9 protein-coding genes are annotated in these 17,544 nt (G+C 40.5%); 7 read left to right on the forward strand and 2 right to left on the reverse strand.

Going from position 1 to position 17,544, the window contains the following annotated elements; genetic code table 11:
- Positions 1-102 precede the first annotated feature (102 nt).
- The 6 genes from ACIGBM_RS11775 to mutY all read left to right on the forward strand — a co-directional run bounded on the left by ACIGBM_RS11775 (position 103) and on the right by mutY (position 10,263).
- The gene (locus tag ACIGBM_RS11775) at positions 103-1,266 is read left to right on the forward strand and encodes a DNA cytosine methyltransferase (protein ID WP_397477872.1); all 1,164 of its coding nucleotides are present in this window, start codon (positions 103-105) and stop codon (positions 1,264-1,266) included.
- Positions 1,267-1,333: 67 nt separating this feature from the next.
- On the forward strand, positions 1,334-4,303 hold the full coding sequence (locus tag ACIGBM_RS11780; protein WP_397477873.1) for an ATP-binding protein: 2,970 nt from the start codon (positions 1,334-1,336) through the stop codon (positions 4,301-4,303).
- Entirely contained in the window at positions 4,296-6,071 is a 1,776-nt protein-coding gene (locus ACIGBM_RS11785) for a response regulator receiver domain (RefSeq protein ID WP_397477874.1), read from the forward strand. The genes ACIGBM_RS11780 and ACIGBM_RS11785 overlap by 8 nt, the downstream gene beginning before the upstream one ends.
- A 306-nt stretch (positions 6,072-6,377) precedes the next feature.
- On the forward strand, positions 6,378-7,334 hold the full coding sequence (gene ylqF / locus ACIGBM_RS11790; protein WP_397477875.1) for a ribosome biogenesis GTPase YlqF: 957 nt from the start codon (positions 6,378-6,380) through the stop codon (positions 7,332-7,334).
- Between the two features lie 130 nt (positions 7,335-7,464).
- On the forward strand, positions 7,465-8,883 hold the full coding sequence (locus ACIGBM_RS11795; protein WP_397477876.1) for a P-loop NTPase fold protein: 1,419 nt from the start codon (positions 7,465-7,467) through the stop codon (positions 8,881-8,883).
- 105 nt (positions 8,884-8,988) lie between these two features.
- Positions 8,989-10,263 carry an A/G-specific adenine glycosylase gene (mutY, locus tag ACIGBM_RS11800; RefSeq protein ID WP_397477877.1) on the forward strand — a complete coding sequence of 425 codons (1,275 nt, stop codon included), beginning with the start codon at positions 8,989-8,991 and terminating at the stop codon, positions 10,261-10,263.
- An 87-nt stretch (positions 10,264-10,350) separates the two neighbouring features.
- Here mutY and ACIGBM_RS11805 read toward each other — a convergent pair whose 3' ends face one another.
- Together ACIGBM_RS11805 and rapA are read right to left on the reverse strand one after the other, a co-directional pair.
- On the reverse strand, positions 10,351-11,253 hold the full coding sequence (locus ACIGBM_RS11805; RefSeq protein ID WP_057761915.1) for an acyl-CoA thioesterase II: 903 nt from the start codon (positions 11,251-11,253) through the stop codon (positions 10,351-10,353).
- 360 nt (positions 11,254-11,613) lie between these two features.
- Positions 11,614-14,502, reverse strand: a complete 2,889-nt coding sequence (gene rapA, locus ACIGBM_RS11810) for an RNA polymerase-associated protein RapA (protein ID WP_397477878.1) — start codon at positions 14,500-14,502, stop codon at positions 11,614-11,616.
- 666 nt (positions 14,503-15,168) lie between these two features.
- Here rapA and ACIGBM_RS11815 point away from each other — a divergent pair.
- A complete protein-coding gene (locus ACIGBM_RS11815; protein ID WP_397477879.1) occupies positions 15,169-17,481 on the forward strand; it encodes an ATP-binding protein in 2,313 nt (770 codons plus the stop codon).
- Positions 17,482-17,544 lie beyond the last annotated feature (63 nt).

Below are 17,544 nucleotides of genomic sequence, written 5' to 3' on the forward strand. Positions count from 1 at the left end.
GCTAATACTTTACAAACTCGAATTCATCAGGAGTGTTATTAGCTACTCATGGAGCTATAACTTCAGTATAATTGTCCTCGTTTTGGTTGTTGAGAGTGTGCAATGGTACGGAAGTTAACAGCAATAGATTTGTTTTCGGGGGCAGGTGGTTTTTCGCTTGCAGCCTATAATGCTGGCGTTGATGTACTTGCTGCGATTGAATTTGATCAAAATGCAGCCGAAACTTATCAAAAAAACTTAGTAGATCGACTGGATACAAAAACAAAAGTTTACGCTGAAGACATTACCGAGTTTGATATTGACTCACTTATTGATAGTATAGGAATAGAAAAAGGTAGCTTAGATATTCTGCTAGGTGGTCCACCATGCCAAGGTTTCTCTTCTCATCGTATTAAAGATTCTGGTAAAAACGATCCAAGAAATGACTTACTTATTCGTTATTTCGATTTTGTTGAACATCTACAGCCCAAAGCTTTCTTAGTTGAAAATGTTCCCGGTTTACTATGGCCTCGTCATGAAAAATTTCTTAATAATTTTTTAAGTCTTGCCAAGGAGCATGGTTATACGATTGTTGCTGATGAACCACTTATTTTGAATGCGCGTGATTATGGTGTCCCTCAAAATCGTCGACGTGCTTTTATATTTGCAATGCGTAATGATGTAATGCAAGAAGATATCGATTGGCCGCCACCGCCAACACACCATAAGTCCGGCGATTCTCCATGGTTAACTGCCTCATCTGCTTTTGAAAAGCCGAATTCAAAAATTTTAGATACCTTCAAACAACGACTTGAAGAAAAGTTTGGACATTCTAAAGAAGAGTCGGCTAAGATAATTGAATCATTAGAATGGGGCGAAAAACTTGAGCCTCAAGATTCATGTAACTTAAGTATGACTCACTCTGAAACCTTAACTAAAGTATTTGAAAACACACCCCTATTAGGTGGTAGAGACGAGTCAGGCAGGGAGCTAAACTGTCATAAAAACTACAAAGGTCATAAAGATGTTTATGGCCGCATTTATCCACACATACAAGCAAATACAATTACAGCTGGTTGTAATAACCCCTCGAAAGGACGCTTTGTACATCCTTGGTTAAATCATGGAATTACTTTACGTCATGCTGCACGCCTACAAACCTTTCCAGATGATTACACATTTACTGGCGGCTCTATGTCAGTAGCAAAACAGATTGGAAATGCAGTACCTTTTAAATTAGGGGAGGCTCTCATATTAAAAATATCACGGTTACTATCGGCTCAATAGAAAATCCTACCTTCTTTAATTGCGAGATAGAAGTATTTCTAAAGGACTCTACTCAGGAAGATGCAAAATGACTGCACCAGTTACTTTCCAAACACGAGCAAGAACTATAGACCACCTAGGTCGTGAGCAAATAGCTGACTGTCCTACTGCAATATCTGAGCTATGGAAAAATGCTTACGATGCTTATTCTCGAAATGTAGAGCTTCATTTATTCGATGGGGATGTTAAAGTTGCCGCTATTTTAGATGATGGTCATGGCATGAATCGTCAAGAGTTCGAATCAAAGTGGCTAACAGTCGGCACAGAATCTAAAATAAATGGTTTTGAGATAGCTATAGAAGATCGTAATGGTTTGGACCCTCGTCCTAAACAGGGCCAAAAAGGTATTGGTCGTTTGTCCTCTGCCGCATTAGGCCCACTTTTGCTTTTAGTGTCGAAGCGGAAGAATGAAGACTACGTTGCTGCCTTGATCGATTGGCGATTGTTCGAAAATCCATTCCTTTATCTAAACGACATTCGAGTTCCTGTCACTGAGTTTTCAAAACCTACTCATTTAATAGAAAATATACCTATATTATTCGATCAAATGATGGGTAATATTTGGGGTGACAGTGATGATCAAGCTAGAAATCAACGTTTGGCAGAAGCTTGGAAAGCATTTTCCCTGCAGGAAGTTAAAGATGGCAATGAAAAAACAACTCAAACACAGATAGAAACTACTCTTATCAAAGACATTTTCTTGGAAAAGCACTTTAATAAGTGGTCTGTATATCAAGGGTTATCTGAACACGGTACTGCCATGTTTATCGCTGATATCATTTACGATCTTGAAGTTCAGCTATCTCAGGTGCCAATATTTGAAGCAGATGAATCAGAAAAGGCTACTCGAGATCGTTTTCATCATACTCTATCGAATTTTACAGATCCTTTTTCCAAAGGTGTTGAACCTGTCGCCCAGAACTTTAAATGTCTGGTCAGAGGTTGGCGAAATGGGATTCCTTTTGATTTAGTTAGTGAAGATCGTGAATTTGACATTAAAAACCTCGCAGACCTAGAACATATAATTGAAGGTCATGTAGATGAAGATGGATATTTTAGCGGTCGCGTGAAAGCCTTCGGGAAATGGACTGAAAACTATATTGTAAAACCTAGATATTTGTATAAAACACGGAAAGATAGTGCTTTTGGACCTTTTGATATTCGAGTTGGGACATTTGAACTTAATATAGGTAGTACATCGTTGTCTGATCAACAACATGCCTTTTTCTCTCAACAAGCTGAGCGTTACGGTGGCTTTAGGGTTTATCGGGATGGCTTACGTGTTATGCCTTATGGTCGCGTTGATAGTGACTACTTTTCAATTGAGTATCGTCGTTCTAAAAATGCTGGCCGTTACTTTTGGGCTAATCGTCGTATGTTTGGTAGGGTGGCAATTTCACGACAAGACAATCCAAACCTGAAAGATAAAGCTGGTCGAGAAGGTATTATTGAGAATAGAGCATCTAAATATTTTCGAGAAATTGTGGAAAATATTTTACTTGATTCTGCTGATAGGTACTTCGGTAGAAAATCCGATGTTCGAAATCCTGCTTTAGCAGATATAAAAGAGCAGAAAGAATTAGAGAAAGCAGAGGCAGATCGCAAGAAGCTTCAATCTAAAGAACGAACACGGATTCGTACATCGATTAAAAAAAACCTCAATCAATTAGTTTCTCATGTGGACAACTTGTCTGAGCTAAGAAATACCTTTGAAAGTCGCTTGTCTTTAAATTCAATTGATGAGCTTCAGAAGTTGAAAGCCGAAGTGGATCATTTTAACGAGGTAACGCAAGACTTTTCTTTGAGTCCAATTCCTTCGAATTTAGGAAGATTAGAAGATGATTATAAAGGTTATAGAAAGTATGAGCTTGCTGCTAAAGAACTTATAAAAGAGCTGACTTATACTGTTAATAAAGCTTTAACTGAATCGACACAGAAATCCGATTACGAAAAAGCTTCAGAAGTATATCGGAGTAAGTTAGCAAGTATCAATAATAGCATTACTCGCTTTTCTGCTAAAGGGAAGGCCATGTTAGCTAAGCAGCAGCAAGAACTAGAAGAACTTACTAAATATTGTCGTGAACAATATAAGATTCAAGTTGAAGATGATCTAGAAGACCTCAAATTGGAGAGATTATCTCTCAATGTAGTGCTTGAAAAATTAGACGATATACAAGCAAAAATTGAAGTTGAAAATACTCAAAAACTTTCTCCTTATATTACAGCCTTAGAACGAATCAATGAGCAAATCGATCTAGAAGGTTTAGCAATTCATAGTATGAATGAATCATTCAAGTATCGAGAGGAGTTGGCTAGATTACATTCTTTAGCACAATTAGGTATTACTGTTGAAATTATCGGTCATGAGCTAGAAGGATTAGATCAAACAATCGCATATGGCTTAAAGAATCTAAATAATGACAATCTAACTGAGAATCAAGAATCTCTACTAAAGAATACTATGCACGCTCATCAGTCCCTGATGGACAAGCTACGTTTCCTTTCACCTCTTAAACTTTCTGGTAAAAAGACCATCGAAAGAATGACTGGCTACAAAATTGAAGATTTTATTCGATCTTACTTTGGAGATCATTTTGAAAAAGCTTCTATAGATTTTAAGGTTACAGACAATTTCAGGGCAATGGTTTTACAGGAAGTACCTTCTAGAATCTATCCAGTTTTCTTAAACCTTATCAACAACTCTCTATATTGGTGCCAGCGTAGTGACAAAGACAATAGAAAAATTTGTTTGGACTTAAAAGATAACGAGGTTTTCATTTCAGATTCTGGACAGGGAGTAGACCAAGACGATTACGGTCAACTGTTTACATTGTTCTTCACGCGCAAGCAACGTGGAGGTAGAGGTGTTGGCCTTTACCTTTGCAAACAGAATCTTCAAGCTGGTGGACATAAAATCCGCTACGAAACACGACCAGATAAAAAGTTGCTGTCAGGAGCAAACTTTGTCATTGAGTTTAAAGGATTAATCAATGAGTGAAATAGTAGAAACTTATCAGGATCTGATAAGAGAAGCATTCATAGACCCAATAAGAACTGTAACAGTCATTGATGATGAGTATCCGACTTTTCAAGAGTTACTGCTACAACCTGATAATGAGAAACTAAAGCAAAGTAACAATATAGACCGATTGATGAAAATATCGGAAATGTGTCATAGCACTCATAACTGGAGTTTAGATGTCTTTGATGGACAATCACCTAGGATAGGTGAAAACGATGAAATTCCAGATCACTTAAATCACAGTGATCTTTTGATTATTGATTACCACTTAGATGGTGAGCCACCTTCAGATGATGGAAGTAGGGCAAGAAAAATCATAAAAAAACTAGATTCGAATAATCATTTCAATATTATTCTTGTGCATACTAAAGGTGATGACGGGGAAATTAAAGGCATTTATGAAGATATACTCTTTGATCTTAACACTATAAGAAAAGCAGATTACTTTGACGTAGAGCCAGAAAATATTGATAAGATTGAAACTTGGTTAGATCAGAATGAAGATGGAGCTGAATATAATTGGTTATCTGAGAGTATAAATTATTCAAAGACAGAAGTTTTAAGCCTATTAGAATGTACTAATGAAAGACTATTTTTGAATACTAGAAATCCTAATCATTTATTCAGTCCTTATCACAGTGAAATAGATGACTTATCAAAAAAAATAGACATAAACAACAACGACTTAATCAAATGGCGTTTACTTGAGATCTGTAAAAAACAGAATATAATATTCACAGAAGAGTCTAGAAGTGATTTGAATTGGAAGTGGAATGATTCTGGTATTAACCATATAGCGACAGGAAAAGTTTTCATCTCTGTCGTGCGCAAAGTTTCTGAAGATCCTAAAAAAGAACTTTTTGATGCATTATGTACCTCTTTAAATCAATTTAATGCCCCACCTATGCACTTGCTAATGGCGAAAATTCGTCACGAAATAGATGAGACAGGTTTTGAACAGGCACAAAATATTATTTCAAATCGACCCGCTCAAGCAGGGTGGCTATACACCCTTCTTTCTCAATCAGATGACATTCTTGCGCATGACAAAGCTATAGATCTTCATTGGGAACAACTAGGTAGAGCCTCGAAATACTCTCTTAGAAAATTTTCTCAAAAGATGATTAATATTCTCGGACAGCAAGATAATTTGAAAAATACCGTAAAAGATTTTTTCAGAGAATGTATAGCCGATGCTGATGCGTCATGTGGTCATTTAAATGCGTTTACTTGCTCCATGCCTGTAGTCAGCAGATATCTTAGTACAGGAGCAGTATTTGTTTTTGATAAAGAGTTTTGGGTGTGTCTTACACCTGCATGTGATCTAGTTCCTAATCAAAAATTAATTCAATGGGAGTCTAGGATTGGTTCTAACCATTTAGCATTCAGGGCAGTCAAGTTACATGAAGCTAAATTATCTACAGCGAATGGTAATGCAAACAGTAATGAATTTTTGTATTTAAACTTAGAAGATTCCTTAGAACTTAAAGCCTTTTCTTTTTCCAAAGGAGAGAGTCCTACTTGGGATACGTTTTACGCATCTAATCAGGGGCGTTTTGATTTAGAAAACAATATTAGTCTTTCCTGTGTCCGGTTCTCTGAAGGCAGCCTAAATATTAATGAATCTGAAGCGCAAATTGTCTCAGAGTTGCGCTACGAATATGCACTAAACTTACTTCAAAGATTGGGTTCAAGTCAAACAAGAGTCGGATTAGACTTTATTGAAAAATCTCATCTCTGGTAAGTAGAGTGTCAAGGTTCACCATGCAAAATATAATATTTTTTTATAAAAGTGCGTAGTAGAAATTGGATTGTATATTGGTAGACACATACTTTAATGTCTTAAAGATCGACTATTTCAAGATATAGCATTCATAAATTATATTTTCTTCATCTCAATCTTTCACCTAACTATTTTAATTATCTGCATATCACAGTCAGGTGAAATTGTGCCGTGAGCAAGATGGTTCTGTAGTAAACTGGACACCATTAGAAAGTAAACGTTGATTGTTTTACTTTTAGCATTTTTTATAAAAGGTTATGAAAGCAGATGGATAAGAGAGCAAGTATTCAGTGGTTCCCTGGGCATATGAACAAAGCCCGTAACGAAATCAAAGAAGTCATGCCGCAGATGGATTTGGTCATCGAGGTCATCGATGCGCGTATTCCGTATAGTAGTGAAAACCCAATGGTCGCAGCACTACGCGGCGAAAAACCTGTTATCAAAATCCTGAACAAAGCTGACCTTGCCGATCCTGAGTTGACTCAAGCATGGATGGATTATCTCGAGCAGCAAGATGGGGTCAAAGCCATTGCTTGCGATACTGAAAAAGCCAATGATGTAAAACGCATCATCGCCATCTGTAAGCATCTTGTACCCAATAAAGTCGGGACTGGTCGTCAAATCAAAGCGATGATTATGGGTATTCCAAACGTTGGCAAATCAACGCTAATCAATACGCTAGCAGGACGCGCTGTGGCAAAAACAGGCGACGAGCCAGCCGTGACCAAGTCGCAGCAGCTGATTAAACTCGACGATGACATCATGCTCTATGACACACCTGGTATGCTATGGCCAAAGGTTGAAAACGAAAACTCTGGCTATCGTTTAGCAGCGACGGGCGGTATCCGTGATACTGCTTTTGACTTCGCTGATGTAGCCAGCTATACCGCTGAGTACCTAATGCAAGCCTATCCTGAGCTGCTAAAAACTCGCTACAAAATTGAAGCGCTGCCGAAAACCGACTGGGAGTTTTTTGAAGTGGCTGGACGTAATCGCGGCTGTGTACGCGCGGGCAATCAAGTCGATACATACCGTATGTCTGAGATTCTCATCAACGAGCTGCGTAGCGCAAAGATTGGTCGTATCACGCTAGAAACACCAGCGATGACTGAAGCTGAAGAAATCGTCGTCGCTGAACAACGACTCGCTGCTGAAGAGAAGAAAAAAGCGAAAGAGGAAGAAAAACGCTTACGTCGTCTAAAAACGCGGAAGAATCGGAAGTAGCGTTTATCTAAAGGCTCATTACTCAAAAAGCTATTACCTATATAAAAGCCCTTATGGGCTTTTTTTATGTCTGTATTATCTGTATAACATCAGTATCGTATATCAGAATTATAAATATAGAGAGTGCTCAATGACAGATTACAGCGTAATGAAAGAGTTAACTTTTTCTAGTAGAGATGAGTTCACGCGGAAGCCTATCGCTGAAAAAATCATTAAACTCTTGGACTCAGATATTGATGTCTCACCACTTATCATCGACGGTAAATGGGGTACAGGTAAAACCGAGTTTTGCTTCAAGCTTAAAAATCTAATTCAAGCACATAATCCCAATAACTATAAAGTTGGCTACGTGAACGCCTTTCAAGCTGATCATGCTAATGAGCCACTGTTAACACTTATAGCTGAGGTGGCTAGTTTCTATGATGAAAAAGATGAAAAGCGCAAGAATTTTGTAAAAAATGCAGTTCCTTACTTAAGGTTGATTTCTGGTATAGGTCTCAAAGCAGGGTTAGGATTTGCATTCGGTAGATATGCGGCAGATATTCCTGATGCACTAGTAGATGGAGTAGAAGAAATAAAGGACGGGTCAAAATCTCTTATCGACCAATCACTTGAGTCTATGATTAAAGACCAAGTGGAAGCTGAAAAGAATTTATCGACATTGCGTGATGCTCTATCAGATATTGCTTCCACAAACCCTATCATTTTACTGATTGACGAGCTTGACCGTTGTCGTCCAGACTTTGCAGTGATGATGCTAGAGACCATCAAGCATGTTTTTGATGTTAAAAATGTGCAGATTATTTTGATTACCAATGCTGAGCAGCTTAAAGCGACTATCAAACATAGCTATGGTAGCGAAACCAACTCTCGCGATTATCTATATAAATTCTTTAAATATCAAATCAATTTGCCAACTTCTATAAAAGATATCGAAGGTAGGTCTATTGAAAATAACGTTACTTACTTTAAAGCTACGGTACAAGCTAGTAAAGTTATCCCTCAAGAATTTAAAGATAATGAATTCATATATGAAATCCCAACCTTCTTGGATCTCAGTGAATTATCACTTCGTAAAATTGAACAGACTGTTCGTTGTATAGAAACGCTAATAATTTTTGAAGACAAAGAACAAAGTAAGTCACAGATTGTTGAGCAAATTCTGATGGTTTTCCTATCCTTTGTCTATATGATTGATGAAGAAATATTTCAGGAGATAAACAATAAAGAAATTGATGACGTTAAGTTTTTACACTTTACTAATGCATCTCAGCTCACTGTCTCAGAGTATAGCTCAGTGGAGGAGGTAGGATTAAGGGATATAATTTCCATTATTTTTAACAAATACTTTGGAGAAGAATGTTTATACTTGCCTACAGGCCATTTTGATCGCCGACGTGCGGCTCAGACATTAAGTGAAATCCTAGATATTTATAAGTTTAGTGCAGAAACAGATTATTTAATAAAATTTAAAGACAATAACTCTTATATCTATAAATACATCGACCATACTATCAATAACCTCCTACTTTTCGACATCGTTAAGTAGTTATTTTTATTATATTATTTCAGTACATTACGTCAGAGTTGGGTCGTAGAAAATACGTATCTCAGGTATAATTGTTTACCTTCAAAAAACCAAATATAAGAGCCTATGACCCAGCCAACTGCCAACTCTACACCTTCTGATACCAACTTTAACCACTCCACCTCTTCCCTCAGTGCCTTCGCCCCACGCCTACTCGATTGGTTTGCCGAAAACGGTCGCCATGATTTACCTTGGCAACAGCATCAAACCGATACGCCCAATCCTTATATCGTTTGGTTATCCGAAGTGATGCTTCAGCAAACGCAAGTGACCACAGTACTGCCCTACTTTGCACGCTTTATGGCATCGTTTCCGACCGTGCAAGATTTAGCAGCAGCAGAGTGGGATACCGTAGCAGAGCATTGGGCAGGGCTTGGCTATTATGCACGCGCACGTAATTTGCACAAAGGTGCTAAGCAGTTGGTTGAGATCATCGATGAAACGGGCGAGTTTCCGCAGACACTAGCAGGATGGGAAGCGATTTCGGGCGTTGGGCCATCGACTGCTGGCGCGATTATGGCGATGGGATTACATCATTATGGCGTCATCTGCGATGGTAATGTCAAACGAGTGCTGACACGTTGGGCCGCTATCGACGGCGATATCACTAAATCTGCTACCACCAAAGATTTATGGGCATTGGCAGAGCGACTGACACCTACAGAGCATTCAGGATTGTTTGCGCAAGCCATGATGGATATGGGCGCGACATTATGTACCCGTAGCAAGCCTGCCTGCCTATTATGTCCATTAAAAGAAGACTGCCTAGCCCATGCGCAAGGGCGCGAGACTGATTATCCCGTCAAAGCAAAAAAGCAGCCCAAACCTAATAAATTCAGTGATGCACTGCTAATCGAAAGTGCAGACAGTGAGATATTGTGGCTACAGCGCCCTGACAACGGTATCTGGGGTGGATTGTGGAGTTTGCCATTACAGTTCGTGGAAAAAGTTAATGGTAAAGCGAACACTAAGGCTACCGTTAAAAAGACACTAGCTAACGATGACAAACTATCGAATATGCCAAATGACGTACGTAGTAATGAAAAAGTATACGAAGCAGAATTTACTACTGCTGAGCAAATCATAAATGAATGGCTGATAAAAAATAAACTGGTGGCAAAATCAGTTAGCAATACTTTACTCGATGACGCCCCTATTAAGCATTCGCTGACGCACTTTCACTGGTATTTGACCCCGCGTAAATTGACGATCGACGCGACGCAGGTAACTGAGTTAAATCAGAAATTAGCAGCGGCTGAAATTGACTTTAAGTGGTTGACCGAACAAAAAGCGCAAGACAGCCTAGGGCTACCTCGCGCGATGGTTAAAATCTTAGAATAAAAATTGGAATAAAAAAAAGCGACCCACTATTAATAATGAGTCGCTTTTTTATGATGACAATCTAAAGGTAGCTGAGTCTACAGCACTCTAAGACTTTGGTACACGTAAACGCATGAGTCCTTCTTGTTGCACAGTAGCGACCAGTTTGCCATCTTGCCAAAACTGACCATGGTTCAAGCCTTTCGCATTAGACGTGGTATCACTCCACATGTCATACAGCATCCATTTATTCAAATCAAAATCGCGATGGAAATGCATCGAATGATCGATACTGGCAGCTTGTAGACCACTGGTCATAAAGCTAACACCATGTGACATTAGCCCTGTGCCAACCAAATAAAAGTCAGACGAAAATGCCAATAACGCTTGCTGAATAGCCACTGGCTGATTGCCCAATTCACGAATGCGTAGCCAGTTTGCTTGCTTAGGTTTCATTGGTTCTGGGCTAATCGGATTACGCGGCTTAACTGGTTTAATCTCGACATGACGGCGGCGCATAAATCTTGCTTTTAGCGCTTCTGGCACTTTTCCGACATTCTCTTCCTTTAAATCTTGCTCTGTCAGCAAGTCTTCTGGCGGTGGATAGACAGGCATATCTTCTTGATACTCAAGCCCATCTTCCATCGGCGAAAACGAGGCAATCATTGAAAATATCACTTGCTCAACAGGCGGCTTACCACGTACTTCTTTGTACTGGATAGCCGTGACTTCACGTGCAGACAAGCTACGACCATCACGCAATCGACGGACTTGGTATATCACCGGTTGGTTGATATCGCCACCACGCAAAAAATACCCATGCAGTGAGTGACAAGGTTTGTCTTTATCTAATGTATGCGCCGCTGCCATAATCGCTTGGGCGAGCACTTGCCCACCAAATATACGACTGCCCACATAGTCATGGCTTTTACCCTCAAACACATCAGGGGTAACTTCAATAAGCGCGATAGTAGCCAGCAGCTCATCAATCAGTTGTAGATTATCGGACATGACGATATGTTTCCTTATTTTTATCAAAAACGCTCAGCATCTGATGATATTGATGCCATATAGCCATCATATTTGAATGTAAAATAATGCGAGATCACTTGTTAAGATCTGTCGAAGGAGACCTTAAAATAAACATACAGACATCGTTAGCGATGTTATTACCGAATATTTATTTTCTATAGAAAAGGTAAACATCTTACCCAATATTGGTGGCTTTGACTAGTTACTGTCGACTTACTCATAAGTATTGCTTAGCTGTTTTTGCTAGACAAATCGCAACTAAAGAGCAAAGCAAGCAATCTCAACCATAAAAAAACGAGATGTATAATAACACCTCGTTTTTGACAAATACGCCGATATTTATGGCTTAACTGCTACGAGTACGCGAATAGAATCCGGTACTAAGGACAAGTTACCAAGCGCTTGCTCACCTTGAGCTTTAAGCTGCTCTAAACGCTCAATCTCTTCAGGACGTACGTTTGGATTGATCGTCTGTAGATGTTTTAGACGTTTGATTTCGCGTGACCACTGCTGGCTAAAGCGGCTATTTGCTTGCTCACCAATTTCAGCGATCTGCTGACGAGCAATGTCTTCAGCTTCGTAATAACGCTGCTCAATCACATCACCGCGTACTTTAATGACTTGGCGGGCACGGTTTTTATCCAAACGCTCAACGTGCGGCATAATCATCTCAGCACTGATACGAGCCGATAAATCACTGCCCTGCTCACTGATAAAGACACGGATATTTTGTGTGGACAAAGTCGCTGGCAGATTGAGCACTTTTGGCGCAATCGCTTCAACACGGAAATTCACCTCTAGCAGTACCATACCTTGCGGAACAGCGGCACTTTTGAGCATAGCAACTGTCGTATTACCAAAGGTGCTGGTGCTCGCTAGCTCATAAATTGCCCGCATCAATGGATGCTCGTGAGTGATAAACTCGATGTCTTCACGCTGAAGCGCTTGCTCACGCTCAAAGGTCAACGTCATACCGTCTTCATCACCAAGTGGCAAGCCATCAATATAATCACTAATTTCGGTGCTATCGATCGGTGCGATCACCCACGAGCCATCACGTTGAATGTTATGATCGATATTGGCAGACGCAAAGAAACGCTCGATAAAGTGCGGCAGCAAATTATTACCATCAAAGTCACGCATAGCATCAGCGATACGACCAGCGACACGCGGACGGCATGAGTTGTACTCTAGCAGACGGTCACGACCAGCTTGTAGCTGTGCTTCTAGTCCCAAACGTGTCTGTAGCGCCTCGTCAATGATGTCTTGCAAGATGACATTGTTCTCAGGATTATCAGCACCCTCAAGCATTGGCTTAAGCTCTTGGATATATTGCTCTTGCACGCTTTGTGCGGTTGGCGATATCTGATTGAACATATTCAGCGCATCGTTATACCACTGATACAGACGCTCTTGCGCTGTACCTTGCACATAAGGCACATGTAGCATGATTTGCTGTGTCTGACCGATACGATCTAGACGGCCGATACGCTGCTCTAAGGTATCTGGATTAGCAGGCAAATCCCATAGTATTAACTGGCTTGCAAACTGGAAGTTACGACCTTCTGAACCAATCTCCGAACACAGTAGTATCTGCGCACCTTCGCTATCTGCAAAGAATGCGGCCGCTTGGTCACGCTCAAGCAAAGTCATCTGCTCAGTAAAGATAGCTGTTTTGATACCGGCATGCAGACGCAATACCGCTTCTAAACTCTCTACCGTCGCACCACTACGAGCAATTAATAGGACTTTTTGATGCTTAAGCTCACCGCGTAAGATATCAATCAACCAAGAAACGCGTGGATCATCTTCTAGCCAGCCACCATCTGGTTGGTTTTCTTCGCCCCATAGCTGCTCACGCAACTTACCATTGGTTTGATAGCTGTCTTTCCATGCTTCAGGTAATGGCAGTGGATATGGTTGGCTACTACGGCCGTAGAAACCTTTGACACTCTCACGAGTATTACGGAACAAAATACGACCGGTACCATGACGATCTAATAGCTCGTTTAGCGCATGTGTACGCAGTTTTTCATCTTCATTGATTGAGGATAGCTCTTCAATACTAATATCTAATAGACTACTTAAAGCAGCGATTTGGCCTTCATTCAATGGCTTTTCTTCTATTAAGACACCAGCAACTGCTGCTGTTTCTGCAAAAGCTTCTTGACCATCGATAAACTCATCTAAATCATCAAAGCGATCTGGATCCAGCAAACGCAGACGGGCAAAGTGACTTTGCGCACCAAGCTGCTCTGGCGTCGCTGTCAATAGCATCACGCCTGGCGTTTCTTCGGCGAAATCCGCAATCAAGTCATACTTATCATTGCCGCCCTGTGCTTCATCCCAATGCAGATGATGTGCCTCATCGACGACCAATAAATCAAACCCTGCATCCATCGCTTGGTCATATAAGTCTGGGTGATCGAGTAACAGATCCATGCCACCGATGATACATTGCTCAGTGGCAAAGACGTTTTGTTCAGGGTCGTGTTCTTTAATAGCTGCAGTACGCACCAAGTCAAACAAGGCAAAATTCAGATTAAAGCGACGACGTAACTCAATCATCCATTGGTACTGCAAACTATCTGGCACCAAAATCAACACACGTTCAGCTTTGCCTGTTAGCAACTGCTGATGAATAATCATGCCCGCTTCGATAGTTTTACCAAGGCCAACCTCATCAGCCAGTAGTACACGCGGCGCGATACGCTTGCCGACTTCATGTGCGATATATAGCTGATGCTCGATGATATCGACACGTGCACCCATTAGGCCTTTTAGTGGATGACCTGCCAGCGCCGACTGCATGCGCAAGATATCTTGACGCAGCTCATACCAGTCACCACGTTCAATACGGCCAGCAAGCAAACGCTCAAGCGGCTTGGCCAACGTGATATTGGCAGCAAGGCGGGTTTCCATGATGCCGCGCTCGTGCTCATCGACGCCATATTTCAGTACGCCCATTACTTCATCAACGGCATTGACCGTATAGCTTTTGCCATCTTGATCGTAGATGCTATCGCCCACCTTAAACACCACGCGCGATAATGGCGCAGAGTTTTTTGCGTAGACGCGTGTCTCTTCACTTTGCGGAAATAAAATATGCACACATCGGTCGTCAACATCGATGACCACACCTAAGCCAAGCTCAGACTCCGTATCAGATAAATAACGTTGACCAACGGCGAATTCAGTACTGTGCAATGAAGCAATAGAGATAGTCATAAGGCGATGTCTTTTGTACTCAGGTAGTAAGAAATTAAATAGATAGCTTAGAAAACAGCAATGGCGGCTAACAATGGCTAAATAAGGTTGTTCACACCATAAAATGTCAAAAAGACATAGAAGAAGTGCCACAACACCAATCAAGCCAATCGTTCAGCCCAACCATTATATAACGTTAGCGGGTAGATGAGTGCGTTAAGTTGACTTTTCAAGAGCAGATTCATACAAGATGACGCGAATGCTAAGCATAAGTTGGTCATATAAAACAATAAGATAACGACTCGCAAGTATAGAAAAAACATTTACATCATAAAATTGTTTCTATACTGTTACTTTATGAAAATAGATGTGTTTTTCGTTACGTCAATTGTTCATGTGTATAACTAAAAAAAATAGTATTTAGCACTTTCCTTCTACTTATCGACCGCTATCAATGTTCACAGGTAGACGGATTTACTATTTGTTATAGGGACTTAGTTTGTAGATAAGCGGATGGGTTTATGGATTGCGCCCTTCCTTAGAAGTAATGGCTTCACATCGTTGTGCTATTTATTCAGACATTTAGACATCAAATTATTCAGCATTAATAATCGCAGCTCTTTTTATACAAAAAATACTGCTAATCGTATTTTTTGTACTTTATATAATTCAAGGATGAATACATTTATGAGTGCCTCCAAAAAAGTTGGCTTATTTAACCAAGTCAGTACCCAAGTTACCATTATTTTGTTTCTTGCTTTTGCCGTTGTTGTTGCCGTTGTGGTTTACATTGTCGAAAAAGAAGGCTATGAAAAAATCAGACTTGAGTCAGGAAAACTAGTGGCTCAACGAGGGAATACCGCCGTCAACAGCATCTCGGCTGATGTCAATCGCGTCATGCGTAGCGCGTTGCAACTGCAGCAAAGCGCTCAAACACTGCCAATCGAAGAAAATATTTTGCAGACCAGTACGGCTAACGCTTTTGATAAGCGCGATTATAGCTTATTAGGTAGTGGTGGTATTTGGCCTGATAATGGTGCGCTCGGAGACAGTACGGCGACTCATCCCTTTTTGATGGTGCGCCAAGATGGCGATTACCGAGCAATATTAACGGATCCAAACCCTGCTAATCCTTATTACAATGAAAACTGGTTTAACAAAGTAAAACTACTCAGACCTAATGGCTGTATATGGGCTGATGTAAGCCCCACTCAAACCAAAGGTGAATTGGCAATGAGCTGCGGTGTCGCTATTGAACGTGACAATCAGTTTTGGGGTGCAAGTACCGTTAACTTTACACTCAACCAGCTACAAGAAAACATCGTTAAGCTGAGTGAAAGCTCTGGCTCAGGTTATATTTTATTGATTGATAACAGTAATAAGGTTATCGCTTCATCTAACCCTGAGCGCTTAAACTATATTGACGAAGAGACTGGTGTCCCACTGGATATCAAACAAGTCATTGATTCAGACCCTGCGTGGCAACCTATCTTAGATTTTTTAGATGCTCAGCATAGTGAGATTATCAAACAAATTGCCGCAAAAATGCCTCCTGAAATACAACAAGTCATTGCAACACTTGATAAAAATGAGGCCACTGCTGTTAGTAATTCTGAGCTTATCAACTATGCTGCTTATTTGAATGCTAATGCAAGCAATACAAGCACGATGGACAGTCGCTTGCTACAAAGTTTCGATCTAACCAATGACAGCTACTACAATGGTAGTCAGGCATATGTTTTCCAGATTCCTGAGACCTACTGGAAACTAATCGTAGTTCAACCAGATGCTGCCGTTAATGCTATCGCAGATAACTTGAGCAAAAACCTAATCAACTTAATCATGCTAGCGCTGTTTATAACCGCTGCACTGATCTATTTCATGCTGACATTCTTAGCATTCAAACCATTGAAAAAGACCACAGACAAAATCTCTCTCGCAGAAAAACTAATCGATGATAAGCAATATAATAAGCTTAGTGACGTCAAATTTTCAGGCGGACGTAATGAAATTGGCCTAGTAAACCACTCTATCAGTGAGCTACTCCATCGTATCCAATCTAACGAAGGTAAGCTTGCCAATATCAATCAACAGCTAGAGGTTAAAGTCGAAGAACGCACCGCTGAACTACAAGACACACTAAAAGAGCTGAAAAACTCTCAGCTACAGCTGATCCGTTCTGAAAAAATGGCCACACTTGGTCAGATGGTTGCAGGCGTTGCTCATGAAGTAAATACACCTTTATCTTATGTACAAAATAACCTCGAAATCATCGGTCAATTGACTGAGCAATACGAAGAGCTGATTGAGTTGGTACAAGGGTTAAAAGGCGTTCAATCTGAATCGGCTGCCGATGACAAAATAGATAAACTGCTAGCAGATATTGTCCGTGCTTCGGATGAAATCGAAGAAGATGACTTATCATCTGAGCTAAAAGAGCTGATAAAAGACTCTTTGTTTGGGGTAGAACAGATTACCGAGATGGTACTCAACTTACGTAACTTTGCACGTCTTGATGAGTCAAAAGTGAAGACCATTGATGTACGCGAATGTATAGAATCTTCTCTCAAAATTGCTGGGAACTCTATCAGACATCAAGATATTGTCACCAACTTTGGGTCAACGCCTGAAATCAAATGCTCACCATCGCAAATCAATCAGGTATTAGTTAACCTATTGAACAATGCTTCGCAAGCAATGGAGGGCAATCCTGATGACAAGATTGAGGTGCGTACCTACGCTGATGAAACCAACGTCTACATTGAAGTAACTGATAATGGTAAAGGCATGAGCCAAGCAGTATTGGATCAGATATTTGAGCCCTTCTTCACTACGAAAGCAGCAGGTGAAGGCACTGGCCTAGGCATGGCAATCAGTCAGCAAATCATGGAACAACACAATGGTACGATTACCGCCACATCTACTGAAGGTGTTGGCACGGTGTTTACCTTAACCCTACCTATCAACAATAATTTAACGGAACAAAGTATGTCGGCATAAGCAACACGCTTATTATATTGTCGGCGCAGCTCAGTTATGCGCTGTGCTGACAACAGACATAAT

Origin of the sequence: Psychrobacter sp. NPDC077938 (assembly GCF_044542635.1) — a bacterium.
In the GTDB taxonomy this organism is placed as follows: Bacteria; Pseudomonadota; Gammaproteobacteria; order Pseudomonadales; family Moraxellaceae; genus Psychrobacter.